The organism is Labrys sp. HAY1-8F (assembly GCF_056754975.1).
The window spans coordinates 401,528-425,629 of sequence record NZ_JBPGWZ010000001.1; the positions used below are offsets into that span (position 1 = coordinate 401,528).

General features: G+C 63.1%; 25 protein-coding genes. 4 read left to right on the forward strand and 21 right to left on the reverse strand.

The genetic code is table 11. The features are described 5' to 3' along the window. Window positions 1–56: 56 nt before the first annotated feature. The 5 genes from ACR9ZN_RS01845 to ACR9ZN_RS01865 all read right to left on the reverse strand — a co-directional run bounded on the left by ACR9ZN_RS01845 (window position 57) and on the right by ACR9ZN_RS01865 (window position 5,281). Window positions 57–1,499: an O-antigen ligase family protein gene (locus ACR9ZN_RS01845; RefSeq protein WP_481271185.1), complete on the reverse strand. Its 1,443-nt coding sequence runs from the start codon at window positions 1,497–1,499 to the stop codon at window positions 57–59. A 236-nt stretch (window positions 1,500–1,735) separates the two neighbouring features. After that, window positions 1,736–2,272 (reverse strand): transcription termination/antitermination protein NusG, encoded by a 537-nt coding sequence (gene nusG, locus ACR9ZN_RS01850; protein WP_481271186.1) that lies wholly within the window; start codon window positions 2,270–2,272, stop codon window positions 1,736–1,738. Between the two features lie 127 nt (window positions 2,273–2,399). Next, window positions 2,400–3,077 carry a hypothetical protein gene (locus ACR9ZN_RS01855; protein ID WP_481271187.1) on the reverse strand — a complete coding sequence of 226 codons (678 nt, stop codon included), beginning with the start codon at window positions 3,075–3,077 and terminating at the stop codon, window positions 2,400–2,402. A 113-nt stretch (window positions 3,078–3,190) separates the two neighbouring features. Next, window positions 3,191–4,549, reverse strand: a complete 1,359-nt coding sequence (locus tag ACR9ZN_RS01860; protein ID WP_481271188.1) for an outer membrane beta-barrel protein — start codon at window positions 4,547–4,549, stop codon at window positions 3,191–3,193. Between the two features lie 33 nt (window positions 4,550–4,582). Beyond that, window positions 4,583–5,281, reverse strand: a complete 699-nt coding sequence (locus ACR9ZN_RS01865; RefSeq protein WP_441773618.1) for a polysaccharide biosynthesis/export family protein — start codon at window positions 5,279–5,281, stop codon at window positions 4,583–4,585. 108 nt (window positions 5,282–5,389) lie between these two features. Here ACR9ZN_RS01865 and ACR9ZN_RS01870 point away from each other — a divergent pair, with 108 nt between their 5' ends. The 3 genes from ACR9ZN_RS01870 to ACR9ZN_RS01880 all read left to right on the forward strand — a co-directional run bounded on the left by ACR9ZN_RS01870 (window position 5,390) and on the right by ACR9ZN_RS01880 (window position 9,088). After that, window positions 5,390–6,130, forward strand: a complete 741-nt coding sequence (locus ACR9ZN_RS01870; RefSeq protein ID WP_481271189.1) for a metallophosphoesterase family protein — start codon at window positions 5,390–5,392, stop codon at window positions 6,128–6,130. 246 nt (window positions 6,131–6,376) lie between these two features. Further along, on the forward strand, window positions 6,377–7,816 hold the full coding sequence (locus tag ACR9ZN_RS01875) for a sugar transferase (RefSeq protein ID WP_454818305.1): 1,440 nt from the start codon (window positions 6,377–6,379) through the stop codon (window positions 7,814–7,816). A 21-nt stretch (window positions 7,817–7,837) separates the two neighbouring features. Continuing rightward, window positions 7,838–9,088, forward strand: a complete 1,251-nt coding sequence (locus ACR9ZN_RS01880; RefSeq protein ID WP_454818303.1) for a glycosyltransferase family 4 protein — start codon at window positions 7,838–7,840, stop codon at window positions 9,086–9,088. Between the two features lie 86 nt (window positions 9,089–9,174). Here ACR9ZN_RS01880 and ACR9ZN_RS01885 read toward each other — a convergent pair whose 3' ends face one another. Continuing rightward, window positions 9,175–10,113, reverse strand: coding sequence for an AEC family transporter (locus ACR9ZN_RS01885; protein WP_454818301.1), 939 nt, complete (start codon window positions 10,111–10,113; stop codon window positions 9,175–9,177). A gap of 92 nt (window positions 10,114–10,205) precedes the next feature. On the opposite strand from ACR9ZN_RS01885, the gene ACR9ZN_RS01890 reads away from it, so the two are divergent. Next, window positions 10,206–11,123, forward strand: coding sequence for a LysR family transcriptional regulator (locus tag ACR9ZN_RS01890; protein WP_481271190.1), 918 nt, complete (start codon window positions 10,206–10,208; stop codon window positions 11,121–11,123). 68 nt (window positions 11,124–11,191) lie between these two features. Here ACR9ZN_RS01890 and ureG read toward each other — a convergent pair whose 3' ends face one another. The 15 genes from ureG to ACR9ZN_RS01965 form a co-directional block, all read right to left on the reverse strand. Next, the gene (ureG, locus tag ACR9ZN_RS01895; protein ID WP_454818297.1) at window positions 11,192–11,845 is read right to left on the reverse strand and encodes an urease accessory protein UreG; all 654 of its coding nucleotides are present in this window, start codon (window positions 11,843–11,845) and stop codon (window positions 11,192–11,194) included. Beyond that, window positions 11,842–12,531, reverse strand: coding sequence for an urease accessory protein UreF (locus ACR9ZN_RS01900; RefSeq protein WP_441773718.1), 690 nt, complete (start codon window positions 12,529–12,531; stop codon window positions 11,842–11,844). The genes ureG and ACR9ZN_RS01900 overlap by 4 nt, the downstream gene beginning before the upstream one ends. Next, window positions 12,488–12,955 (reverse strand): urease accessory protein UreE, encoded by a 468-nt coding sequence (locus ACR9ZN_RS01905; RefSeq protein WP_454818295.1) that lies wholly within the window; start codon window positions 12,953–12,955, stop codon window positions 12,488–12,490. Before ACR9ZN_RS01905 ends, ACR9ZN_RS01900 begins: the two co-directional genes overlap by 44 nt. A gap of 2 nt (window positions 12,956–12,957) precedes the next feature. Beyond that, window positions 12,958–14,670: an urease subunit alpha gene (gene ureC, locus ACR9ZN_RS01910; protein WP_481271192.1), complete on the reverse strand. Its 1,713-nt coding sequence runs from the start codon at window positions 14,668–14,670 to the stop codon at window positions 12,958–12,960. Then, window positions 14,670–14,975, reverse strand: coding sequence for an urease subunit beta (locus tag ACR9ZN_RS01915; RefSeq protein ID WP_481271194.1), 306 nt, complete (start codon window positions 14,973–14,975; stop codon window positions 14,670–14,672). The genes ureC and ACR9ZN_RS01915 overlap by 1 nt, the downstream gene beginning before the upstream one ends. 3 nt (window positions 14,976–14,978) lie before the next feature. Further along, window positions 14,979–15,575 (reverse strand): HupE/UreJ family protein, encoded by a 597-nt coding sequence (locus ACR9ZN_RS01920; RefSeq protein ID WP_454818289.1) that lies wholly within the window; start codon window positions 15,573–15,575, stop codon window positions 14,979–14,981. A 33-nt stretch (window positions 15,576–15,608) separates the two neighbouring features. Then, the gene (locus ACR9ZN_RS01925) at window positions 15,609–15,911 is read right to left on the reverse strand and encodes an urease subunit gamma (protein WP_434961026.1); all 303 of its coding nucleotides are present in this window, start codon (window positions 15,909–15,911) and stop codon (window positions 15,609–15,611) included. 14 nt (window positions 15,912–15,925) lie between these two features. Continuing rightward, window positions 15,926–16,768 (reverse strand): urease accessory protein UreD, encoded by an 843-nt coding sequence (locus ACR9ZN_RS01930; protein WP_481271195.1) that lies wholly within the window; start codon window positions 16,766–16,768, stop codon window positions 15,926–15,928. Continuing rightward, window positions 16,743–17,438: an urea ABC transporter ATP-binding subunit UrtE gene (urtE, locus tag ACR9ZN_RS01935; RefSeq protein ID WP_481271934.1), complete on the reverse strand. Its 696-nt coding sequence runs from the start codon at window positions 17,436–17,438 to the stop codon at window positions 16,743–16,745. Before urtE ends, ACR9ZN_RS01930 begins: the two co-directional genes overlap by 26 nt. A gap of 9 nt (window positions 17,439–17,447) precedes the next feature. Then, on the reverse strand, window positions 17,448–18,197 hold the full coding sequence (gene urtD / locus ACR9ZN_RS01940; protein WP_434961024.1) for an urea ABC transporter ATP-binding protein UrtD: 750 nt from the start codon (window positions 18,195–18,197) through the stop codon (window positions 17,448–17,450). Then, window positions 18,194–19,357 carry an urea ABC transporter permease subunit UrtC gene (gene urtC / locus ACR9ZN_RS01945; RefSeq protein ID WP_454819335.1) on the reverse strand — a complete coding sequence of 388 codons (1,164 nt, stop codon included), beginning with the start codon at window positions 19,355–19,357 and terminating at the stop codon, window positions 18,194–18,196. The genes urtD and urtC overlap by 4 nt, the downstream gene beginning before the upstream one ends. Then, the gene (urtB, locus tag ACR9ZN_RS01950; protein WP_481271197.1) at window positions 19,357–21,015 is read right to left on the reverse strand and encodes an urea ABC transporter permease subunit UrtB; all 1,659 of its coding nucleotides are present in this window, start codon (window positions 21,013–21,015) and stop codon (window positions 19,357–19,359) included. Before urtB ends, urtC begins: the two co-directional genes overlap by 1 nt. A gap of 8 nt (window positions 21,016–21,023) precedes the next feature. Then, window positions 21,024–22,271, reverse strand: coding sequence for an urea ABC transporter substrate-binding protein (gene urtA, locus ACR9ZN_RS01955; RefSeq protein ID WP_434961366.1), 1,248 nt, complete (start codon window positions 22,269–22,271; stop codon window positions 21,024–21,026). Between the two features lie 324 nt (window positions 22,272–22,595). Further along, entirely contained in the window at window positions 22,596–23,786 is a 1,191-nt protein-coding gene (locus ACR9ZN_RS01960; protein WP_454818280.1) for a UxaA family hydrolase, read from the reverse strand. Continuing rightward, the gene (locus tag ACR9ZN_RS01965; RefSeq protein ID WP_481271199.1) at window positions 23,786–24,094 is read right to left on the reverse strand and encodes a UxaA family hydrolase; all 309 of its coding nucleotides are present in this window, start codon (window positions 24,092–24,094) and stop codon (window positions 23,786–23,788) included. The genes ACR9ZN_RS01960 and ACR9ZN_RS01965 overlap by 1 nt, the downstream gene beginning before the upstream one ends. Window positions 24,095–24,102: the final 8 nt, after the last annotated feature.

A 24,102-nucleotide genomic window follows, 5' to 3' on the forward strand; every position in this document is an offset into this window, starting at 1 on the left:
TTTCGCTCCGCAGCCCCGATCGTCGTCAGGGATCCATCTGCAGTTCATGACAGCCTCTAGTCCGACAGATTCGCGTTGGAACTGGCCCATTGCGACACGCCGGCTCCCAGCAAGGCCATGAAGGTCAACGAGATCGCCTGGATCTGCAGGCTGAAATCGACGAGCGCATGCACGCCCAGGAGCACACCGGCACCGGCGGCGCAGATTAGCGGAGCCCGGTGCCGCCGTCGGCGAAACACGCCGACGGCACAAACGCCAACGAGCCAGGCGACCAGAGTTATCATCATGGTTCCGAATACAAGGCCAAGGCCCTGCAAAACCTCAAGATAAGTGTTGTGGGCTTTGTCCCACACGCCGGTCGTCGAGATCGACTGATCGCGATAGACGGGGAAAATGTCGGTAAAAGTGCCGTAGCCGAAGCCCGAGAACGGAGCATCCTGAAGGGAGCGGACCATGATGTCGTTGACGGCCGCCCGCTTCGTATCTGTGAGGCCGGAGGCGGCGATGCGCCCGAAAACGGTGTCGCCCAGCAAGGCGACCGCACCACCTAAAGCCAGCAGCGGCAGAAGGAGCACCGAAATCCGCTCGACGATGGATCTGCCCGATCGGGGGAACGACAAAACCAATATGCACGCGATAGCGGTGGCGGTGGCGATGACGCCTCCACGCGAACCGCTTGCCATCAGGGCGCTTAGAGCGAGCAGTCCCGCGCCGATCTCTACCCAATGGAGTTGAGCCATCGGCGGGAGGAAATGGCCTGAGCGGCGGAGATCGAGGCCGGCCGCCGGTGCCGCCCCGGCTCTCAAGGCCCTGAGCCATAGGGTCAAGGCGATGATGACGCCGATGCCGGCATAGGCCGCCAGGCTGTTGCGGTTGATGAAGGTCGATCGCACCAGGCCGGGGGCGGAACCGTCGAGATAGGGAATTTTCGAAGCCTCGAAAACCGCGAGATAGAGTCCCAACGCTGCATAGACGGCGATGATGGCCATGATCGCATAGAGCAGCAGATGTGCCCGGGAGGCCGGGCGGCAGAGCTGGAGCGCCAGCCAGAATACGCTGGCGTCGGTGATCAGGCGGAGGAGCCCGATTGCGCTCGCACCGGGATCGACACTGATCGTGCCGGGGACGGGTGCGCCGAGCGCCTGGGCGGCCAAGGGCCAGATGGGGTGAACCAAGGAGGGCGGCATCCCCGGTGAAATCTGCAGGAGAATCCAGGCAACGACACAAATGAAAAGGCCTATCGGGACCAAGAGACAGCGTGCAGCCACCGCATGGGGCCGGCCCAGGACGACCCGGCTGAGTTCGTAGGCGATGACCAGCCCCGGGAACAGGATGCCGTTCACGCCCCAAGCTATCGGCCTGTTGCTGCCGAGCCAGGCCGGAGCCCAGGCAAGGCCGAGGATGAGCGCCACGAGGAGAAGGCTCTCGATCACGCCCGCCGCCGTCCTTGCCCCGGCAAGGGATGCCGGGCGCTCATCCACAAGCGTGCCGTTCGCCACCTTCGCCAGCCCCGATCTCGACTTCCCGTTTTGCCATGCTACCGCCGTTAGGGTGAAACGGCCTGTCTCACCCTCTGTCCGACATCTGAAGGCCGGCTTGCGCCGGCTGGAGCAAAGCGCGCTCATGCTGAAACGCGGCTTTACGCCAACTCCATGTTTCCAAGCCAATCCAACGGATTGGCTAGAGCGTTTTTGCGATTCTTGGCGATACCGCCAAATCGCAAAACGCTTTAACTTCAAACCGCCTCCAGCGCTCGCCGTGGCAGATTGATTTCCACGGCCCGGCCCATGATTTCCAACAGCACGCGGGCGCGTTCATTGGGATCGAGGCGCATCAAGGGGCCGATGCTTTCGGTAAAGGGACCCAGCTTCACGCGAACCGTTTGCCCCTGCGAAAGATCACGATCGAGCCGCGCGATGCCGTCGGCATCGACATAGGTCAGGATCGTTTCGACCACGCCTTCGGGCACGGCGAGCGGCAGGTTGGAACCCATCACCACCTGCACCACCCCGATGGTGCCGTTGATCGAGCGCCAGCGTTCGCGCTCCAGATCGAGGCGTACGAACAGATAGCCGGGAAAGAGAGCGTGGAGGACGGTCCGGCGCTTGCGTGCATGCATGACGGTGCGCTGCGTGCGCGGCAGGAAAACCTCGAAGCCCTGCGCTTCCAGATTGAAGCGCGCGGTTTCCTCCGAGCGGACGCGTGTCTGTGCGACATACCAGCGCTGCCCGCCTGCATTGGCCCGGAGCAGGCCGGATAGGGGCCCGCTCATGATTGCGTTCGGCACGAGAGAGCGTTCGGGGCCTGCGCCCCTTCGATGCCGGCTCCAGGATTGGCAAACGCGTCGTTGCTGAACAACATGGCCTCAGGCTCGCGGAAAAGAACGGGGCTGGCAACCATCAATTTCGACTTATCGGCAGGTTGGGGGGAACCGACGAGGTCCAGCCAGCGGCGTTGTGGGGGCTTTGATAGACAGGCGCAAAGCAGCCCCTCGGGCTGCCCGAGGCCGTGGCGAGTGTCGCGAATTGCTGGCGCGCCAGCGCCGTCAGGAGGGAGGTGAGAGTCCGGTCGGCGCATTGCATTGCGGCCCTGATGGGCGTGCCGCAGGTCAGCGAATAGGGTTTGATGCCGGTCTTTTCCCGAACGCAGTCCCGCCGCACCGCGGCAATTGGCGACCTGGGATCGAGGCCACGCAGCATCATGATCTTTTGGAGCCTGTCCATACATCCTGTCCGGCACTGCGGACTGGATTCGGCCAGTTCGTCGAAGGCGCGCAGCAGGCCGCGAGCGATCGCATTCATTTGCTCGGGATTGGAGCGATTAGCCAGAGTGACTAGTGCGAAGGCCTGCTCAGGCTGTGCAACGGCCATTCGGTAGGACGTTTCTTCCAGGGCCTGCCCACCATGGGGATGGACCGAAAGCAGCCTGAGCATCTCCGGCGAAAGGTCTTCCCGCGCCTGCTCGCAACCGAGTGGATCCGCTTCCGAGACGCAGGTCGGAGCATTGGTGGCCTGGGCCTGTGCAGCAGCGACGTGCCACAAGCAGGCAAGAATTGGCAGCGTGAGCCTCGCCAGCATGGTTGATGGCTCCCTAAGGCGTTTTGCGATCTGCCGGCATTGGCAAGAATCGCAAGGATGCGTCCAAACAAAGAGCTGCAGCATAGCGCGTTCCCGTTTGAACGCGCTGATCTCTAGTAATGGTACGTCAATCCGACCGAGACGACATTCTGGTTGAACGAGCTGGTGGAATTGAAAAGGGCCGCTTGCCTGTATTTCGAATTGGAATGATTGAACTGGTATTCGAGCGTAAGGGCCATATTGCGCCATAGGTCGTAACGAAATCCTGCGCCAGCCGACCAGACCTGAGTTTGAGTGAGATTGGATATTGCATTGTATCGTGTTTGGCCATAGCCGGCCTGGACATAGGCCGACCACAGTTGTGACAGCGCGTAGTCGGCCTGAATGCGAGACTGGAATGTCCGGCCTGACGCCGATTGCATGGCCTGAGAGACGCTGCCATTGCCTGAGGGAAGCAGAACGGGGGTTTGCGAAAAGGAGAGCGACTGATCGGCGGAGGCGGCAATAGTGATGTATTGCGTGGGGTAATATGTGATCCTTCCGCCGAATGCAGGCTGGTTCGACGAGCCTGAGATGCGGCGCGATCCGCTGCGGGTCTGATAACCGACATAGACTTCGCCGCGCACGAGCCGGATCAGCTCCGAGCCGAGGCCTGTGGTCACGTGGTAGACGGAGTCGCCCTTGACGTTCTTGTCATATCGATGGAAATCGGCGCCACCTTCGATGAAGGCATAGATCTGCGGGGTCAGCATGGTGGTGGCGCGAAGCGCCACATAATAGTCCGTTCCATTGAACGGTATGGGGAAGCCGCTCTTTGCCTCGGCCCTGTCATCGGGGCGATCGAAGCTGGCGTAGATGACGCCGCCGGACAGGCGCAAGGAGGTCTGATCGGTCACCTTCTTTTCGATCGAGGCGCCGGCCTCATAGGTGTTGGTGAAAATCGAGGAATTGGTGAGCACGGCGCCCGGCCGTTGCCAGGTCTGATAGGGCGATGACCAGAAACCTGGGACGAACATGCCGTTGGCGCGGGTGAAATCGCCGTGCAGCCGGATGGTCAGATCCGGCAAGGGCGAATAGGTCCACGCCCCTCCGACCTTGGCAGTGATGCGACTGCTATCCTGATGCGACGGGTAGAGTTGGAAATCACCATTGGCATAGACGGCGAGGCGATGAATTCCGTCTTCCCAGGCCGCGTCCAGGCGTGGCTGGATCTGCAACCCCAGGGATGACTGGCGGTGCCGTGCCTGACCGTCGATATTGTCGTTGTATACCGTGCCGAGGAACAGGGATGGATAAACCAGCCAGCCACCAAAGGGCAGTCCCTCGACAAAGCTGGGGCTGGCGGCAATACCCAGTGTCTCGATCGTGGTCTGGCTGGGCGTGGCGTCGAGCGCCAATGCAGGTTGCAGGCCGAAGCCCGGGATGAGCGTCGTCACCGATGCCAGGAAAACCAGTGACGTTTTACGCAGCATGGGTACTCCTGGCTGTTACTAAAGCGTTTTACTCTAGAAGTAGCGCATGGGAACGCGGATGAGATCGCCCGGCAGAACGGGAATGTTCGACGAAATCGGGTATTTCTTGAATCCGCTTTCACCCACATGCTGAATGTCGATGGTGGACGTACTTGCCCTGTAGGTGGTTCCGCCGGCTACAGCCAGGGCGCTCATGATATTCAGGCCGCTCTTGTAATCGTACTCCCCGGGTTTGTTGACTTCCCCCAGAATGTAAAAGGGCCTGAAGCTGGCCAGGTCCACGGTGACCTTCGGGTCGCGCAGATACTCGCCGCTGAATTTGGTGGCGAGCGTCTTTTCCATCTGCTGCTTGCTCAGGCCCGCTGCCTTCACGGTACCGGCGAGTGGCAGGGACACGAAGCCGGCTGGATCGACCTGGTATTCCCCCGTAAGACGGTCCTCGCCGAAGACAGTGACCCTGATCTTGTCGCCGGCCTGGATATTCGGGGCTGCGACCGCCGTTTTCTGGATAAGAGCTTCCTGGTCGGCTTTCGAAGCGACGCCAACGGTGTCGTTCGCGCATGATGCAAGCAGTAGGCAGAAAACCAGGACGAGCGCCGAACACTGCCTCGATTGAATACCCATACGCGACACCCACAACCCCTCGCGCCTGAGATCGGATACGTAGACGCCGTAACGATAGGCGTAAGTGTGTTTTTTTGTCCAATAATTTCTCCGGTTTTCCTCGTGCATTATTTCGTTTCGTTAATGAACAAATTCATCTGACTGATGAAGAAGGGTGTTGATAGCTCAAGCATCAAGGGTAATCTTAACGCTGTTTGGTTATAACTCGTAATGTTGATGATGGCGTTGCCAGAGGGGGAAGGTGTGTCGACTATCCCGCCTGGAACGAGAATTTACGCCGTTGGGGACATTCACGGCCGCCGGGATCTGCTGTTGCGGATGGACCAACGGATTTTGGCAGACCTCGAGGGCGGTGTCACCGAACCTCTCGTGATTTTTCTGGGAGATTATGTCGATAGAGGCCCTGAATCTGCCGGTGTGATCGAGCACTTGTCCTCGTGCCGGTTCGGCGTCCCCATCAAGGCCTTGCGTGGCAATCACGAGGATCTGCTGTTGTCCTTTCTCGATGATCCCTCGGTTCTCGATAGCTGGCGTGGCCTCGGTGGCTTGGAAACGCTGCACTCCTATGGGGTCGACGTCAGTGAGGCCTTGCGCGGACGCGGCTACCGCCAGGCACGCGAACAATTCGAACGAAAACTGCCCCCCGCCCATCGGCGATTCCTGCAAGACACCGTTCTAAGCCATGCATGCGGGGATTATTTCTTCTGCCATGCCGGCGTGAAGCCACATGTTGCCCTTGATCGCCAGGCAGGCGGAGACCTCCTATGGATCCGGGACGAGTTTTTGAAGTTCGAGGGCAGCTTCGGCAAGATCGTGGTGCACGGCCATTCACCCGTCTCCCAGCCGGAAACGCACGCCAATCGGATCAATGTCGATACCGGAGCCTTTGCTACTTCCCGCCTCACCGCAGTCGTGTTGGAAGAAGCCGGGCGACGCTTCCTGAGTGCCACGCCATGAGGAGCAGCGGGGCCGATTGTCCAGGATCATGGCTCAGGACCGTAGCTTGGGAACCGCGACGTTTCTTCGCGATCACCCCGCAACTGTCGGCTGTGTTTCTGGGTTGGCCGCTTGACGTTGTTGTGGCCATATCTATTCTGGACCTGTAAGGAGCGTTGAATGCGGTCCCGAATCCCGACGTCATATAGTCCGCGTAAAATACGTCTATCGCTTTTCGACGTATTGTGGGTGATTGCAGCGCCGTTATTGACTCTGGCATTGCGAGATGTCGACCTTCTCGCCTGGCCGAATATGCCGTTCGACCTACCGGGACCCTATCTTTTCGTTTTCGTTACGATCGCATTCGCAATCCCGGCCCTGCTCATCTTTCGCGCCGGGGATGCAATCCAGAATACCTTTTCGGTCCCCGATCTCTATGCGATCTGCGCGGTGATCGCGTTGACGATCAGCGCCAGTGCCTTGCTTCTTTTCATGCTCACACGGCTCGATGGCATACCACGGTCGACCCCTATCATCTACTCGCTCGTTCTCGGCGCAGGCCTGGGAGGGGGGCGGGCCTTCTCGAGGCTTGTCTCTCATGAGCGGGCCAGGGTCAGCGCCAAGCGCAATATCACCGATCTTCGCAAGGTCATCCTTGTCGGCACAGACCAGTTCGCGTGGCTCGTGATCAAGCTCATCGAGAGCCAATCGCCTGTCACCACGCAAATCATGTCGGTTCTCGACGAGGGGCCGTCGGCGACGGGAAGGTCGCTCAATGGCGTGCACGTGGCCGGGCGGGTCGGTGATCTCGGGCGGATCGTCGACGAATATGCGCTGCATGGCGTGACCATCGAGGCCGTGTGGCTGTCCATGGAACCCGAGCAACTGGACACGGCCAGCCTTCGCTTCATCACGGATGAATGTGATCGTCGAGGCATTGCGCTCAAGAGCGTCGCACAGGCGCTCGAACTCATGCCCAAGGCTTCCGCGCGGCGGGCACAGGCATTGCCGACGGTCGTGGCTCGCGAGGCGGCGGCGGACCCTGCGGCCGGATTGCCACGCTATTTCGGTGTGAAGCGCGTCATCGATATCGTGGCTTCGCTTATACTCATGGTACTGCTGGCCCCTGTCTGGCTGCTGGTCGCAGCTCTCGTGCTTTTCGACGTCGGGCGTCCCCTGCATTTCTGGCAGCAGCGGGTAGGGCGTAGCGGCAGGCATTTCTTCATCTACAAGTTCCGCACCTATCACGCCCCCTATGATGCCAAGGGGCACGTGGTTCCCGGGGCCGAGCGTCTCTCGCCGATCGGTCGGCTCATCCGCAAGATGCGCCTCGACGAGATCCCGCAATTGTTGAACGTCCTCGCCGGCGAGATGTCCTTGATCGGCCCGCGCCCCCTTCTGCCGGCAGACCAGCCTGCCAATCCCGGGCTCCGCCTGGCGGTACGGCCAGGCATCAGTGGCTGGGCGCAAGTCAATGGCGGCAATCTCGTGACCAGCGAGGAGAAGGACGCACTCGATGAATATTACATCGACAACGCATCCCTCGGGCTGGATCTGAAAATCGCCGTCATGACCATGATGTTCGTGTTCGGCGGCGAAAGGAGGGGAATTGCCGCGCTCAGTCGCGCCATGGCCGCACGCAGGGGCAGAAAGGCCCCGGCTCGGGGCCTGGCGGAGCAGCACTCTCCTCCGAACTATCGACGCTGACCGGGACGGCAGCGATCCAGCATGGCTTTGAAACAGCGCCGCGTTTTCCTGGTCAATCGCTATTTCCATCCCGATACGTCCGCGACCAGCCAAATCGCCTCCGATCTGGCGGCCTTCCTTGCCGAGCAGGGTTGGGACGTGACCGCCCTTACCGGTGCTGGCCGCTATGACGAACCCGCCCGCAGGCTGGATCCGGATGCGGCATTGCCCGGTGTTTCAATCTATCGTGTCGGTCCGGTGGTGGAAGCGGGCTCATCGCTCCTCAGACGGGCTGCCCTTGCCATGGCTGTTCACGCGACTCTGGCCTGGGAGCTTTGGCGACGCGCACGGGCTGGCGATATCGTTGTGGTCAAGACCGATCCGCCGCTGCTGAGCGTTTCGCTGCTGCCCATCATTGCGGTGAAGCACCTCCGGCAGATCAACTGGCTGCAAGACGTGTATCCGGAAGTCGCAGCAGAGCTTGGCGTGAAGGCCGGCCAGGGGGTCTTGGGGGGCATCCTGCGCTGGCTGCGCAACGTCAGTCTTCGCCGTGCGGCAGTGAATGTAGCGGTTGGCGAAAGGATGAAGGCGATGATCGTCGGATTCGGCGTACCGACCGCCAGGGTCACGGCGATTTGCAACTGGTGTGATGACCAGCACATCGTGCCGGTTGGCCCTGAGCCCAACCGCTTGCGCCGTGACTGGGACCTACAGGACAAGTTCGTGATCGGCTATTCGGGCAATCTCGGGCGGGCGCATGAGGTCGATACCCTCATAGGCGCCGCGCGCCTGCTTCGAGACGAGCCCGGGATCGCGTTCCTGTTCATCGGGGATGGCTATCTCACCTCTTATCTCAAGCGGGCCGTTGCCGAACAAGGGCTGGAGCGGATGTTTCGATTTCTGCCCTATCAGGACGCCGGCACATTGCCACAGTCCCTGACGGTGCCGGATATTCACTGGCTATCGCTCAATCCACGCCTGGAAGGTTTGATCGTGCCGAGCAAGTTCTACGGCATCGCTGCAGCCGGAAAGCCCATGATTGCAGTCATGGCGCCGGACGGCGAAATTTCCGACCTGATCCACCGGTTCGATTGTGGTGCCGTCATCACGCCCGGCGACAGCGCGGGTTTTGCGAAAGTCGTCCGCGAATGGCGCCATCGGCCTGAGCTTTTGGTGCAGAAGGGGCGTAATGCGCGTGCCTTGATCGAGAGCGGATTTGACCGGCTCTCCTGCCTGCGCCGCTGGCAGGCGCTATTGTCATCCATGGGAAGCCCGCCGGAGGCCAAGCGCTGATTGGCGAGCTCAGGTCAAGGGGTGTGGGCGCTGTCGGTGGACAGGCGCGCGGGTTCGCCGAGTGACGGTGTCGATACGGCCTTAATTTACCCTGATACCGCAAGGTACAAAGAAAGCGTCACGATGGACAAGGCCGTCGTTGCCAGCACCACACGGCTCGTGACCAGGGCTTGGCGGCCATAGAATTCGGCCAGCATGAAGGGGCCCGTGCCGGTCGGAAGGGCTGCGATAAGGACGGCGATGCGGACCGCATCCGGTTCCAGGCCGAGGATGGGCCCGGCAATCACCCAGGTTGCGACGGGGTGAGCCACCAGCTTCAGCCCGATCAGCAAGGCCTCTACCTTGCGTCCGGCCTCGGCGCCTTTTCCGGCATTGTCCGCCAGGAAAAGGCCGAGCGCAATGAGTGCGCATGGCGAGGCGGCACCGCCGAGCAATTTGAGAAATTGATCGAGTGTCTGAGGAAGTGGCCAACCCGCAACCATCACCACCGCCCCCAGGGCCGGCGCGACCAGCAATGGATTCTTGATCAGCGCGAGCAGCGTCTTCCACGCGATATCCCTTCGGCGCGCCTGGGCCTGAAGGCTGGCCTCGATCAGGACGATGGCAACGGCAAACAGCGCGCAGACAGTCACGATCGTCGCGACCAGGGTTGGAGCCATACCGGATTGGCCGATGACGGCAAGGACCAGTGGGAACCCCATGAAGCCGGTATTGGCGTAACCGGCATTGAGGCCGTCTATCGCCGCATCCGCCAGATGGCTGCCCTGTCTCAGGCGGATCCACAATGTAACGCAGAAGATGAGCACGCAGCCCAGGGCAAAAGCCAGAATGAAGCCGGGCTGCCAGATCTGGACCGGGTCTGCGTTGGCCATGATGTCGAACAACAGGGCAGGCAGCGCGAGATAGACAACGAGCCGGTTCACCTCGCGCGTGGCATGCGGGCCAAGCGCATTGCACCGCCGCGCAAGCCAGCCGGCGAGGATCAGCGCGAAGACAGGCAGGACGATGAGGAGATTGGAAAGCATGGCACGCCGATTGTGGTGTCGCCTTTCATAAAAGAGACGATCGATATAATCCAATCCAATGCGAAGCTATTATCCATGCATTGGAGGTATTGATGGATTCCCGGCAGATGCGGTATTTCGTGGCTCTCGCCGAGACCCTTCACTTCGGCCGGGCAGCTGCGCGAATGCATATGACCCAGCCGCCTTTCAGCCGGCAGATCGCCAATCTGGAGCGCGAACTCGGCGTGCAGTTGGTCGACCGAAATTCGCGCCACGTCACTCTGACCCAGGCGGGGGAAAGATTTCTGGCGGATTCCCGTATGGTGCTGGCCCAGTTCGAGGATGCCTGCCGCGATGCAAGGCTGGTTGCGGAAGGCCAGAAGGGCGAGCTGCGCCTGGGCTTCATGATGCATGCCGCCCATCGCATCGTGCCACAGATCGTCAGTTGCTACGCCGGGCTGAGACCGGACATTCGGATCGTCCTCCTGGAGACGACGCCTGCCGATATCGAGCACAGGCTTCTCGGCGGCGAACTCGACGCGGCCATTACCTTTGCCGGCCGGCCATTTCCGCAGTTGCGGACGGTGCCTGTTATCACGGACCATCTGTGCCTGATCGTTCCGAGGGAGCATCCCTTGGTCGGGCGGGACCGCATCACTCCTCACGATCTGGAAACGGAGGACTTGATCGCTGCGCCCGCAACCGTGGCGCCCACGCTGCGCGAGGCCATCGCGGGTTATTTCGAGAAGGCTGGCATCGTTCCGCGATTTCGCTACGAACCCCAGTTGCAGCACACCATCGTCCGGCTCGTGGCGGCACGATTGGGCGTGGCTCTGGTGCCGGCGTCGATATGCGACGAGGCGGCTGTGGATGTCATACCGAGATCGCTCGCGGCTGCGCCGACATTGAGGGTCGTTCTCTCGGTTCCGGGTGAATCCCGCAATCCGGCCGTTGCGCCCTTGATCGATGTCGTCCGGGATTGGAAAGGGTCGCCAGCTGGCAAAAGGCCGGCAACACGATTGGAGCGCTGAAGGACGCGGTAGGAAACGGCCGGATGCCTGGCACGGCCTTGCAACCGGCATCTGTCACGTCGAGCGACCTATGCCGTCAGGCCGCCTTGCTGTTCTATGAAGGCGACGATGTCGGCGAGCCCAATGCGCCGGCGCATATCGGTGAACACGAAGGGCCGCTTGCCGCGCTGCTTCTCGGTATCGGCGCGCATGATGTCGAGATCGGCGCCGACATGGGGGGCGAGGTCCATCTTGTTGATGATCAGGAGATCGGAGCGGGTGATGCCGGGGCCGCCTTTGCGCGGGATCTTCTCGCCCGCCGCGACGTCGATGACGTAGAGCGTGAGATCGGCGAGGTCCGGCGAAAAGGTTGCCGCCAGATTGTCGCCTCCGGATTCGATGAAGACCACGTCGAGATCGGGAAAACGCCGGCGCATTTCGGCGATCGCCGACAGGTTGATCGAAGCGTCCTCGCGGATGGCGGTGTGGGGACAACCACCAGTCTCGACCCCGATGATGCGGTCCTGGGGAAGCGCCTGCACCCGGTTGAGGATGAGCTCGTCTTCCTTGGTGAAGATGTCGTTGGTGACCACGGCGACCGAATAGCTTTCGCGCATCGCCTTGCACAGCATTTCGGTCAGGGTGGTCTTGCCGGCGCCGACCGGGCCGCCGATGCCCACGCGCAAAGGGCCGTGGTTTGAATGGGGACCTGGACTGACATGAGAGCCTGGGCTGGAAGTCATGAGCGGAAGATCCTCGAATATTGGGTTTCGTGCCGCATCGAGACGATGTCGGACATCAGGGTGCAGGCACCGAGGTCATCGAGCATCGCAAGCGAGGCGCGCCTTGCGGTGGCCAGGATGACCGGCTCGAAGGCCGCGAGCGCCAGCACCCCGTCGCGCTGACCGAGCGGGACCAGCCGGATGGCAGCCTGGATCAGATTGGCGGTAAAGGCGTGAAGGAAGCCGGCCAGCGCGTTTTCGAGCCCGATGCCATGGCGCGCGGCGACCCGGCCGATGGCGACGGCATAGGGCATCGGTTCGGGGGGCTCCCCGGTCCAGTGCGCGACGGCTTGCGCGAAAGCCTCGCCCTGCAGCGTGGTTTCGCGATGGCGCTCGCGCGTGCCGGCCATAGCCTCGGCGAGCTCCGCGATATCGGCGCAACTCTCTCCGCGGGAGGTCAAGCGCCAGGCCTGCGCCAAGAGGACGGCATCGTTCCAGCCGGAACCGGCCTGGATGATTGTTGTCAGCCAATCGACCAGCGTGGAGCGATCCTCGATCAGCCCGTCATGGACAGCCCGTTCCAGGCCGTGGCTGTAGGCGAAGGCGCCGACGGGAAAGGCCGGCGACAGCCAGCTCAAAAGCCGGACGAGATGCGCCGTCCTATCATTCATGACCGTGCCCATGGCTGTGATGGTGGCCGTGCCCATGCGCATGGTAGGCGCCGTGCACGGGCTGGAAGGCTGCGACCACCTCCCGGACTTCGGCCCCGAGGCCCTCCAACATGGCCCGGATCACGCGATCGCGTTCGATCAGGATGACATCGGCGCCGATTTCGGCAGCGAGATGGCGGTTGCCGAGATGCCAGGCGAGATGGGCGAGCGGGCATTGCCGGCCGGGCCTGACCTCGTAGAGCGCTTCCGGGGAGGCGAGGATGGTGATGGTGCGTCCGTCTTCCAGCACCAGGGCATCGCCGCTGGCGAGCAGCACCGCTTCGGGCAGGTCGATCATGACGATATCGCCCTGATCGGTGACGAGGCGCTTGCGGCGCAGATGACGGCCCCTGTGATCGAGCGTGATGGTGCCGAAGGGGAGCCGGCTGTCGTGATGGCAGTGGGAAGTGGCGTGCAGCATGGTCAAAACAGGAAATAACGTTGGGCCATTGGCAATTCTGCCGCCGGCGGACAGGTCAGGAGTTCGCCATCGGCGCGGACTTCGTAGGTTTCGGGATCGACTTCCATGTGCGGCAGCGCATCGTTCAGGACCATGGAGCGCTTGGAAATGCCGCCGCGCGTGTTCTCCACCGCCGCCATCGGCTTGGCGACGCCGAGCCGCTCCCTCAGGCCGCTGGCGAGCGCGGCTTTGCTGACGAACGTCAAGGAAGACGCCGCCGGCCCACCACCGAAACTGCCGAACATCGGGCGGTAATGCATCGGCTGCGGCGTTGGAATCGAGGCATTGGGATCGCCCATCGGGGCCGCGGCGATCGTGCCGCCGACCAGTACCATGTCCGGCTTGACCGCGAAGAAGGCCGGATTCCACAAGACGAGATCCGCGCGCTTGCCGATCTCGATGGAGCCGACATAGGCCGACAATCCCTGCGCGATGGCGGGGTTGATGGTGTATTTGGCGATATAGCGGCGCACCCTAAGATTGTCGTTGTCGCCGCTCTCGGCGGGCAGGCGGCCGCGCTGCAGCTTCATCTTATGCGCCGTCTGCCAGGTGCGGATCAGGACCTCGCCGACGCGGCCCATGGCCTGGCTGTCGGAAGAAATGATGGAGAAGGCACCGATGTCGTGAAGGATGTCCTCCGCTGCGATGGTTTCCTTGCGGATGCGGCTTTCGGCGAAGGCGATGTCCTCGGCGATCGCGGGCGAAAGATGATGGCAGACCATCAGCATGTCTAGATGCTCGGCGATGGTATTCTTCGTATAGGGCCGGGTCGGGTTGGTCGAGGACGGTAGCACATTGGGCAGGCCGCACACCTTGATGATGTCCGGCGCATGGCCGCCGCCGGCGCCTTCGGTGTGAAAGGCGTGGATGGTACGCCCCTTGAAGGCGGCGACCGTGTCCTCCACGAAGCCGCTCTCGTTGAGCGTGTCGGTGTGGATCATCACCTGAACGTCGTATTCGTCGGCCACGGCGAGGCAATTGTCGATGGCGGCCGGTGTCGTACCCCAGTCCTCGTGCAGTTTGAGCGAGCAGGCACCGCCTTCGATCATCTCGACCAGGGCCTCCGGCTGGGAGGTATTGCCCTTGCCGGATAGCCCCAGATTGATCGGGAAGGCGTCGAAGGAGCGGATCATGCGGGCCAGGTGCCACGGTCCAGGCGTGCAGGTGGTGGCGAGCGTGCCGTGGGCGGGCCCCGTGCCTCCGCCCAGCATGGTGGTGACGCCCGACATCAGGGCTTCCTCGATCTGCTGCGGGCAGATGAAATGGATATGCGCGTCGACGCCGCCCGCGGTGAGGATCTTGCCCTCGCCGGCAATGATCTCCGTGCCGGGGCCGATGACGATGGTGATGCCGGGCTGGATGTCGGGATTGCCGGCCTTGCCGATCGCGGTAATCAGGCCGTCCCTCAGGCCGACATCGGCCTTGACGATGCCCCAATGATCGATGATCAGCGCATTGGTGATGACGGTATCGACCGCGCCCGCGGCGCGGCTCGCCTGGCTCTGGCCCATGCCGTCCCGGATCACCTTGCCACCGCCGAATTTCACCTCCTCGCCGGGAATGGTGAAGTCCTTCTCGACCTCGATGAAAAGCTCGGTATCGGCAAGCCTGACGCGATCACCGACGGTCGGCCCATACATCTGCGCATAGGCGGCGCGTGAAAGAGAAGTGGCCATCACAGCGCTCCCATGATCTTGCCCTGAAAGCCGAAGATCTGACGCCTGCCGCCGATCGCGATCAGCCGCACCTGCCGCTGTTGCCCGGGCTCGAAGCGAACAGCCGTGCCGGCGGGAATGTCGAGCCGCATGCCGCGCGCCGCGCCGCGGTCGAACAGGAGGGCCGCATTGACTTCGAAGAAATGATAGTGGGAGCCGACCTGGATCGGCCGGTCGCCTGAATTGGCGACGACGAGAACGGTCGCCTCCGCGCCGGCGTTCAACATGATATCGCCAGCCATCGGCATGACTTCGCCCGGGATCATGGTCTAGCCTCCCACGATCAAAGCGAGGCCGGCGAGGGCAGTCACTCCCCCGGCAAATTGCGTGGCAAGCTTGCCGGCCCGGTCACCCGCGATACGGGCGATCCCCGGTCCGAGCAGGATGCCGGCCGCATGCAGCAAGGCCGTCGCCAGGGCAAAGCCGACCAGGAAGGACGTGGCGCTGGCATTGCCCAACTCGCCGCCATGGGCGAAGCCATGGAACAGGGCAAAGAACCCCACCACGACCATGCCGATGGGCGTGGGCACCTTGAACGCCATCATGGCCAGCAGGCCGAGCACCACGACCGAGGCTGATATCGCCGGCTCGATGAAGGGCAGGGGCATGCCGCCAAGGGCTGCGGCAAAGCCGGCCATCATGACGATGACGAAGGTTGTCGGGACGGCCCACAACGCGCGCCCGCCGAGCAAGGCAGCCCACAGGCCCACGCCGACCATCGCCAGCACGTGGTCCGCGCCTGAAAGCGGATGCAGGAAGCCTGTGGAGAAGGAGGCATGTTCGGCCGGGTTGAGATGGGCCAGGGCCGGTGTGGCTTCGAGCATGGCGCCAGGCACGGCGGCGAATGCGACGAGATATTTCTTCATGATCGTTCCTTGGCAGCCTCTAGAGCAAAGCGCTTATCGGATGGGTTCGTGCACGGTGACCAGCTTGGTTCCGTCCGGAAAGGTCGCTTCCACCTGCACGTCGTGGATCATCTCGGCGATACCCGGCATGACCTGCTCGCGCGTCAGCACATGTGCGCCCGCTTCCATGAGTTCGGCGACCGAGCGGCCATCCCGCGCGCCCTCGACCACGAAGTCGGTGATGAGGGCTATCGCCTCGGGGTGATTGAGCTTGACGCCGCGTTCGAGGCGCCGGCGGGCAACTATCGCCGCCATGGCAATGAGGAGCTTGTCTTTTTCGCGGGGCGTGAGGTTCATGCGAGTTCCGAAGGTTAGAGGTGCCACACTTTCGGCAGCGGGCGGTCGGCGAGCAGATAAGAAAGGACGGGCTCGAGGCGATGTCGGAGCGCCAGGCTGTCCTGGGCCAGGAGGCGCACCACGAGCTTGCCGCCCCAGGCGCTGGCACCGCCATGGCCGCCGATGATCTCGCGCACCCGTTCGATCCGTTCCTCCGGGTCCGGGCAAACCGCGAGAACCGTGGCCATGGCCTGCTGCCCGCCCAACGCCGCGGCAGTGGCAAGGCGCCCGGCGATATCGCCCTCGATGCGGAAATCCTCCGCGAAGATCAGCCTGCTGTTGCGGCGGATGCGCCAGCGATCGCGCAGAACACCGCTGCGGACGACTTCGCCCATGGCGGCGCGCCCGAACAGCACCGCCTCGACGGCGAGAAGTTCGGCGCCATCGGCCAGATCGGCCTCGAGGCAGCGGACAAGACGGCCGCCATCGAACAGAATGGTTTCCTGCGGCAGCCAGGCGAGGCGAGCGCCGGCCTCGACGACCAGCCGGTTGACCACCACCGCATCCTCGCCCGTCGAGCGGTAGATGCGTTCACAGGCCTGGGTGGTGATGGTGGCCGAGCATGCCTGCCGTGCCACGATTTCGAAGGAGAGATTGTCGCCGCCGGTCAGGCCGCCAGCCGTGTTGATGAGGATCGCCTCTGGCTCCGCGCCGGGCAGCGGTCGCGGCAACCGCGCCTTGGCGCATCCTTCCTGATAGAGGGTCTCGAGCCTGGTGGCCCCGGCGCGTCGGCGAAAGGCCAGGCGCGCGACTCCCTCGGCCCGTTCGAGACGGAGCGGAGCCTTCCTGAGGTCAGAGCAGAAGATGTCGGCGTACATCGGGCTTGTCCAGGTCGCCGGCGTCGCCGGAAAAGACGATCTCGCCGCGATCCATGATGATGACACGATCGGCGAGTTCGCGGGCGAAATCGAGATATTGCTCGACCAGAAGGATGGTCATGCCCATCTTATCGCGCAGGAATGCGATGGCCCGGCCGATATCCTTGATCACGGAGGGTTGGATCCCTTCCGTCGGCTCGTCGAGCAGCAAAAGCTTGGGCCGGGTCACCAGCGCCCTGCCGATGGCAAGCTGCTGCTGCTGGCCACCTGAAAGGTCGCCGCCCCGGCGCTGCAGCATCTGTGCGAGCACCGGGAACAGGTCGAATATATGGGCTGGAATGCTGCGATCGGCTCGTTTAAGCGGAGCAAAGCCGGTCTGCAGATTCTCCTTCACCGTCAGCAGGGGAAAGATCTCGCGGCCCTGGGGCACGAGGGCGATGCCGAGCCTGGCCCTGTCATGGGCGGGGCTGCGGCCGAGTACTTTGCCCTCGAAGCTGATGGAACCGGCGCTCGACCGATGCTGCCCGGCGATGGTGCGCATCAGGCTGGTCTTGCCGACCCCATTGCGGCCGAGAATACAGGTGACCTTGCCGGCCTCGGCCTGCAGCGAGACGCCGCGCAGCGCCTGGGCCGCGCCGTAATGCAGGGTCAGATCCCTGACGGACAGCATCATGACCCTCTATCTCCCCAGATAGACTTCGACGACCCGCGGATCCGCCGAGACATGGTCGAACCGCCCCTCCGACAACACGCTGCCCTCGTGCAGGCAGGTCACCTTCACCCCGAGTTCGCGTATGAAATGCATGTCGTGCTCGACAACGACCACCGAATGCGAGCGGGCGATCTGCCTGAGGAGGTCACCGGTCTGCGCCGTTTCGGCGTCGGTCATGCCGGCTACGGGCTCGTCGATGAGCAGGAGCTTGGGGTTCTGGGCCAGCAGCATGCCGATCTCCAGCCATTGCTTCTGGCCGTGCGACAGCCCGGCCGCCTTGTCGCCCCGCCGCTGTTCGAGACGGACGGTGGCGAGGATCTCGTCGATGCGCTCCGCCTCGGATCGCGAGCGCTGGTCGAACAGGGCAGCGAAGATGCCGCGCCTGCCCTTGAGCGAGAGGGCGATATTGTCCTCGACCGTATGGGTCTCGAACACGGTCGGCTTCTGGAACTTGCGGCCGATGCCGAGATTGGCGATGTCCGTTTCATCGAGCTTGGTCAAATCATGTTCGCCGTCGAAGAAGACCTCGCCGGTATCGGGACGGGTCTTGCCGGTGATGATGTCCATCATCGTGGTCTTGCCGGCCCCGTTCGGACCAATGATGGCGCGCATCTCGCCAGGTTCCAGGATGAGCGAGAGATTGTTGATGGCCTTGAAGCCGTCAAAGCTGACGCTGACGCCGTCGAGATAGAGAATGCTCTGCGGTTGCTGGCTCATGAGGCCGCTTCCTCCGCGGCTTCGCTTTGGGCGGGCGCAAGCGCCTTGCTCGCGGGGGCCTTGCGAGCGGACCAGGATCGACGCCAATGCGCGAAGGCGCCGACCAGGCCCTTCGGCAGCAGGAGAGGCATGGCGACGAACAGGGCGCCGAGGGCGAACAGCCACAAATCGGGCAGGGCGGCGGTGAACCAGCTCTTGGCCCAGTTAACGCTCACTGCGCCGATTACCGGCCCGATCAGGGTGCCGCGGCCGCCGATGGCGGTCCAGATCACCACTTCGATCGAATTGGCCGGCGAGAACTCGCCGGGGTTGATGATGCCAACCTGCGGGACATAGAGCGCGCCGGCGATGCCGGCCATCACCGCCGAGAAGGTGAAGGCGAACAGCTTGATGTTCTCTGGCCGCCAGCCGAGAAAGCGGGAGCGATATTCGGCATCGCGCACGGCGACCATGAGCTTGCCGAGCTTGGAGGCGGTGATCATGGCGGTGAGCGCGACGAACAAGGCCAGCATCAGGGCGCTGGCGGCGAACAGGGCCGCGCGCATGCCCGGCGCCTGCAGGGAAAAGCCGAGCAGATCCTTGAAATCCGTCAGCCCGTTATTGCCGCCGAAGCCCATGTCGTTGCGGAAGAAGGCAAGCATGAGGGCATAGGTCATCGCCTGGGTGATGATCGACAGATAGACGCCGTTGACGCGGCTGCGGAAGGCGAACCAGCCGAAGGCGAAGGCGAGCAGGCCGGGTACGGCCATCGCCATCAGTGCGGCGAACCAGAACCGGTCGAAGCCGTACCAGAACCAGGGCAGTTCCTGCCAGTTCAGGAACACCATGAAGTCGGGCAGGACGGGATTGCCATAGACGCCGCGATCGCCGATCCCGCGCATCAGATACATGCCCATGGCATAGCCGCCCAGCGCGAAGAAGGCGCCATGGCCGAGCGATAGAAGGCCGCAATAGCCCCAGACGAGGTCGAGGGAGAGGGCGAGCAGGGCGTAGTTGAGATATTTGCCGAGCAACGCCACGAGATAGGCGGGAACGTGGAAGGCGCTGTCTGCCGGTACCACCAGGTGAAGGACCGGCACCAGCACGGCCGCCGCCACGAGAAGGGCGACGAGGATGGAGAGGCGACGGTCGAGCCCGTTCTTGAGCAGGGTTGCGAGGATCATGCTTCCACCGCCCGTCCTCTCTGCGCGAACAGGCCACGCGGGCGCTTCTGGATGAAGAGGATGATGAAGACGAGCACGATGATCTTGCCGAGCACCGCGCCGGCATAGGGTTCGAGGAATTTGTTGGCGATGCCGAGCGTCAGCGCGCCCAGGAGCGTGCCCCACAGATTGCCGACGCCGCCGAACACCACGACCATGAAGGAATCGATGATGTAGCCTTGCCCCAGATTGGGAGAGACATTGCCGATCTGGCTGAGGGCGACGCCGGCGATGCCGGCGATACCGGAGCCGAGGCCGAAGGTCAGAGCATCGATTTTCGGCGTGCGGATGCCCATCGAGGAGGCCATGCGCCGGTTCTGGGTGACGGCGCGCATCTGCAAACCCCAGCGGGTGCGATTGAGGATGAGGCGCAGGGCGATGAACACGGCGATCGAGAAGGCGAAGATCCACAGCCGGTTGGCGGTGATGTTCAGTTCGCCCACGCTGAAGCTGCCGGACATCCAGCCGGGATTGGAGACCTCGCGATTTGTCGGCCCGAAGATCACGCGCACGCCCTGCTGCAGGATCAGCGAAACGCCCCAGGTCGCCAGCAGGGTTTCGAGCGGTCGGTCGTAGAGAAAGCGGATGATGCCGCGCTCGATGACAACGCCGACGGCGCCGGCGACCAGAAAAGCCAGGGGCAGGGCGATCAGCAGGGATATGTCGATGAGACCGGGCGCATAGGCGCGCACCGCCTCCTGCACGACGAAGGTGGTGTAGGCGCCGATCATCACCATCTCGCCATGCGCCATGTTGATGACGCCGAGCACGCCGAAGGTGATGGCAAGGCCGATGGCGGCCAGCAGGAGCACCGAAGCCAGCGAGACGCCGTACCAGACGTTCTCCGCCAGATCCCACATTTTCAAGCGCGCATCGATGGCGCGGATACCGGCGGTGGCCTCGTCCTTCAAGGTTCCGTCGGCACCGGCCTCGAAGCGGCCGAGCAGCGTGGCGGCTTCACGTGTGCCGAGAGAGGCGACGAGCCCGATGGCCGCGCTCTTGTCGGCCTGGGGCCTGTCGGAGAACAAGGTCGCGGCAGCGCGCGCGGTCTCCAACCGGGTCTTGACGGTGGCATCGGTCTCCTTGCCGATGGCGTTGTCGAGGGCCGTGAGCGCGCTGGGATCAGGGGTCTGGATCAGGGTAGCGGCGGCCGTGAGACGCGCCGCCTTGTCGCTGGAAGCGAGCGTAAGCGAGCCGCTCGCCTCCCTTATCGCCCGCCTGATGGCGTTGTTGACCTTGATCCTGACGAGTTCGCCCTTGCCTGCGGTCCCCTGTCCCGTACCGGTGACCGGATCGGCGACCGCAAGCGGATCGCCGGTACCCGAGGCGATCAGGATCGCCTTGTCGGATTGACGCCAGTAGAGATTGCCGTCCGCCAGCGCCGCAAGCGGGCGGGCCGCCAGCGCATCGCCGCTCCCGGCCAGGTCACGCACCACCGCCTCGACCTGCTGGAAATTTCCTGCGCCGGCCAGCTTGGCAAGGCTGGCCCGTATGCCGGCTTCATCGGCATGGACGAGGCCGGGCATGAGGAGGCAGGCCCACAGGGCCAGGATGAGGAAACGACACCCACGCATGGCGGAGCGCAACCGGAGACGGGAGGGTTTGCGGGACAGCATGCCAGCGCCTAGTTCGTGCCCTGGCCGCCGCACTTGCCGGTGGCGACGTTGAAATTGCCGCAGGAAAGCGGCTTGCGCCAATCGGCGATCAGGTCCTTGGAATCAGGCAGGTAATCGGACCATTCATCGCCCACCAGCAGCCCCGAACTCTGCCAGACGGTCTGCATCTGGCCGTCGGCCTGGATCTCGCCGATCAGCACCGGCTTGGTGATGTGATGATTGGGCATCATGGTCGAATAGCTGCCCGAAAGGTTGGGCACCGATACGCCGACGATGGCGTCGATCACCGCGTCGGGATCGGTGGTGCCGGCTTTCTCCACCGCCTTCACCCACATGTTGAAGCCGATATAATGCGCTTCCATCGGATCGTTGGTGACGCGCTTGTCATTCTTGGTGAAGGCGCGCCAGGTCTTGATGAACTGGGCATTGGCCGGGGTATCGACCGACTGGAAATAGTTCCAGGCCGTGAGGTGCCCGACCAGCGGCCCGGTGTCGAGGCCGGCCAGTTCCTCCTCGCCCACCGAAAAGGCCACGACCGGAATGTCCTCGGCCTTGATGCCCTGATTGGCGAGTTCCTTGTAGAAGGGCACGTTGGCATCGCCGTTGATGGTGGAGATGACGGCGGTCTTCTTGCCGGCCGAACCGAATTTCTTGATGTCTGAGACGATGGTCTGCCAGTCCGACTGGCCGAACGGCGTGTAGTTGACCATGATGTCGTCCTTGGCCACGCCCTTGGACTGCAGATAGGCCTGCAGGATCTTGTTGGTGGTCTGGGGGTAGACGTAATCCGTCCCCGCCAGCACCCAGCGCTTCACGCCTTCCTGCTGCATCAGATAGTCGACGGCCGGGATAGCCTGCTGGTTCGGCGCCGCGCCGGTGTAGAAGACGTTGCGCTCGCTCTCCTGGCCCTCATATTGCACCGGGTAGAACAGCAGGCCGTCGAGCTCCTTGAACACGGGCAGGACGGATTTGCGGCTGACCGAGGTCCAGCAGCCGAACACCGCCGCCACCTTGTCCTTGCCGAGAAGATCCCGGGCCTTCTCGGCGAAAAGCGGCCAGTTCGAGGCGGGATCGACCACCACGGCTTCCAATTTGTGCCCGAGCACGCCGCCTTTCTTGTTCTGCTCTTCGATCAGCATCAGCATGGCGTCCTTGAGCGTGGTCTCGGAAATCGCCATGGTGCCGGACAACGAATGCAGGATACCGATCTTGATGGTGCCTTCTTCGGCCCTGGCCGCGCCGCAGATGATCAGCATCGCGGCAATGCCGCCCGACAGGCTATGACCAAGTCTTCCAAGCTTCGACATGACGCCTTCCCCTTGCTTCTTGTTGGATCCCGTGGGGCTCCTGCAAGCGGCGTGCCAATCGGGCGAAAGACCGTTCTCGGAAGGCACCGGGCGTGGCGATCGGGTTTTCGGGGCTGGCAGGTGGGGCTGGCGCCCATCGGTGGTGGGGCGAAATTTTATGCATGCCTAACGATTAGGCGAATTGCTGCCTTTGGAAGCTCACCTCCTGGGTCGGGTGTTGTCGTACGGAATGCTCGTAAGCTATGTCCGCCCGTGCGGGACCGGTCGGAGGTTTCATCGGATAGGCAGGCAAGCCGGACCGATCGGCTCGAAGGCCTTGTAGGTGAGAATGAATTCCTGATGGCCGAGCGCTTCCGATTTCGTCATCGCGCCCGACGCCACGTCCTGGATCAGTGCGAGGATTTCGTCGCCGACCTCGTCCAGCGAGGCGCGCCCTTCCAGGATACGGCCGGCATCGACATCCATGTCTTCGGCGAGGCGTCGATAGGTATCGGGATTGGCGCAAATCTTGATGACTGGTGACAGCGCCGAGCCGGAGACGGAGCCGCGTCCTGTGATGAAGAGCACGAGGTGAGACCCCGAGGCGATCAGCTCGACGATCTCCGCATTGTCGGAAATATTGGGAAAGCCGAACCGCACCGGTCCGTCAGGCACGACGTCCATCAGATAGAGCCCGCCACGAGGAGGGACATCGCCCGGCTTGATCAGGCCGGAGATGGGCGAGGAGCCCGACTTGGCGTAGGCCCCCATCGATTTTTCCTCGATGGTGGACAGGCCCCCATCCGCGTTGCCCGGTGCGAAACTGCCATAGCCGAGCGTGGCGTAATACTGCGCCGCTTTCGCCACGGCCCCGCGCAAGGCATCGCCGAGGGCCGGCGTCACGGCACGTGCGGCCATGATCTCCTCGCAGCCGATGAGTTCGCCCGTCTCCTCGAAGATGCAGGTGGCACCGGCCTTGACCAGCCGATCGAAGGCGCGTCCGGCCGCGGGATTGCCGGTCAGGCCGCTGGTGCCGTCCGAGCCGCCGCAAACCGTGCCGATGACCAACTCGTCGAGAGCCATGGGAACGGTGGGTTGGCTTGCCAATATGTCGACCTGCCGTGCGACCCAGGCGCGCCCGGCCTCGAGCGTGCTGCGCGTGCCGCCGCTGGTCTGGATGGTCAGCGTCTCCACGGGCCTGCCGCTCGACGCGATTGTCTCGGCAAGCGCATATTTGTTGAAGCTCTCGCAGCCCAGCGACAGCAGCAGCACGGCGCCGACATTGGGATGGGTGCAAAGCTGCTCCATCATGCGCTGGGCATAGGCGTTGGGAAAGCAGCCTGGAAAGCCGATCAGGTGAACGGGCTGGTCGGGAAAGCGTTGCACGATTTCCCGTGCCACATGATGAGCGCATTCCACCAGATAGGCGACCGCGACGACATTGCGGATGCCTTTGCGCCCGTCACTGCGAAGATAGCCTTTCATCACTCTGCCTCTGTCGCTGGCGAGCCGATGACGTGGGTCGCCGTATAGTCGCTCTTTATATTGTGGAGATGCACATGCTCGCCCGGCGCAATGGGCCGGATGGCCGAGCCGATCGGCGCACCGTATTTCATGATCCTCTCGCCTGGCGCGATGACGCGACAGGCGATCTTGTGGCCGCGCTGCACCGCCCCGGCCAGCGTAAACGCCTGCCCGTCCAGTATCAGCACGGCCTTGGCTTCAAGGCCTTCGCGCGCCACGACGACATTGTCGAGTGGCGAGAGGTGGAGCAGGCGAGGGTCCAGCTGCATGGTTGTGG

Coding starts and splice junctions, on each gene's coding strand:
- urtD (WP_434961024.1), bottom strand. CDS start 18,197: ATGAGCCAGCAACCGCAGAGCATTCTCTATCTCGACGGCGTCAGCGTC.
- ACR9ZN_RS01920 (WP_454818289.1), bottom strand. CDS start 15,575: ATGAAGAAATATCTCGTCGCATTCGCCGCCGTGCCTGGCGCCATGCTC.
- urtE (WP_481271934.1), bottom strand. CDS start 17,438: ATGCTGTCCGTCAGGGATCTGACCCTGCATTACGGCGCGGCCCAGGCG.
- ACR9ZN_RS01855 (WP_481271187.1), bottom strand. CDS start 3,077: ATGCTGGCGAGGCTCACGCTGCCAATTCTTGCCTGCTTGTGGCACGTC.
- ACR9ZN_RS01890 (WP_481271190.1), top strand. CDS start 10,206: ATGGATTCCCGGCAGATGCGGTATTTCGTGGCTCTCGCCGAGACCCTT.
- ACR9ZN_RS01965 (WP_481271199.1), bottom strand. CDS start 24,094: ATGCAGCTGGACCCTCGCCTGCTCCACCTCTCGCCACTCGACAATGTC.
- ACR9ZN_RS01870 (WP_481271189.1), top strand. CDS start 5,390: ATGATGGCGTTGCCAGAGGGGGAAGGTGTGTCGACTATCCCGCCTGGA.
- ACR9ZN_RS01905 (WP_454818295.1), bottom strand. CDS start 12,955: ATGCTGCACGCCACTTCCCACTGCCATCACGACAGCCGGCTCCCCTTC.
- ACR9ZN_RS01865 (WP_441773618.1), bottom strand. CDS start 5,281: ATGCACGAGGAAAACCGGAGAAATTATTGGACAAAAAAACACACTTAC.
- nusG (WP_481271186.1), bottom strand. CDS start 2,272: ATGAGCGGGCCCCTATCCGGCCTGCTCCGGGCCAATGCAGGCGGGCAG.
- ACR9ZN_RS01860 (WP_481271188.1), bottom strand. CDS start 4,549: ATGCTGCGTAAAACGTCACTGGTTTTCCTGGCATCGGTGACGACGCTC.
- ACR9ZN_RS01900 (WP_441773718.1), bottom strand. CDS start 12,531: ATGGGCACGGCCACCATCACAGCCATGGGCACGGTCATGAATGATAGG.
- ACR9ZN_RS01925 (WP_434961026.1), bottom strand. CDS start 15,911: ATGAACCTCACGCCCCGCGAAAAAGACAAGCTCCTCATTGCCATGGCG.
- ureG (WP_454818297.1), bottom strand. CDS start 11,845: ATGACTTCCAGCCCAGGCTCTCATGTCAGTCCAGGTCCCCATTCAAAC.
- ACR9ZN_RS01880 (WP_454818303.1), top strand. CDS start 7,838: ATGGCTTTGAAACAGCGCCGCGTTTTCCTGGTCAATCGCTATTTCCAT.
- ACR9ZN_RS01915 (WP_481271194.1), bottom strand. CDS start 14,975: ATGATCCCGGGCGAAGTCATGCCGATGGCTGGCGATATCATGTTGAAC.
- ACR9ZN_RS01930 (WP_481271195.1), bottom strand. CDS start 16,768: ATGTACGCCGACATCTTCTGCTCTGACCTCAGGAAGGCTCCGCTCCGT.
- ureC (WP_481271192.1), bottom strand. CDS start 14,670: ATGGCCACTTCTCTTTCACGCGCCGCCTATGCGCAGATGTATGGGCCG.
- ACR9ZN_RS01960 (WP_454818280.1), bottom strand. CDS start 23,786: ATGAAAGGCTATCTTCGCAGTGACGGGCGCAAAGGCATCCGCAATGTC.
- ACR9ZN_RS01885 (WP_454818301.1), bottom strand. CDS start 10,113: ATGCTTTCCAATCTCCTCATCGTCCTGCCTGTCTTCGCGCTGATCCTC.
- urtB (WP_481271197.1), bottom strand. CDS start 21,015: ATGCTGTCCCGCAAACCCTCCCGTCTCCGGTTGCGCTCCGCCATGCGT.
- urtA (WP_434961366.1), bottom strand. CDS start 22,271: ATGCTGATCATCTGCGGCGCGGCCAGGGCCGAAGAAGGCACCATCAAG.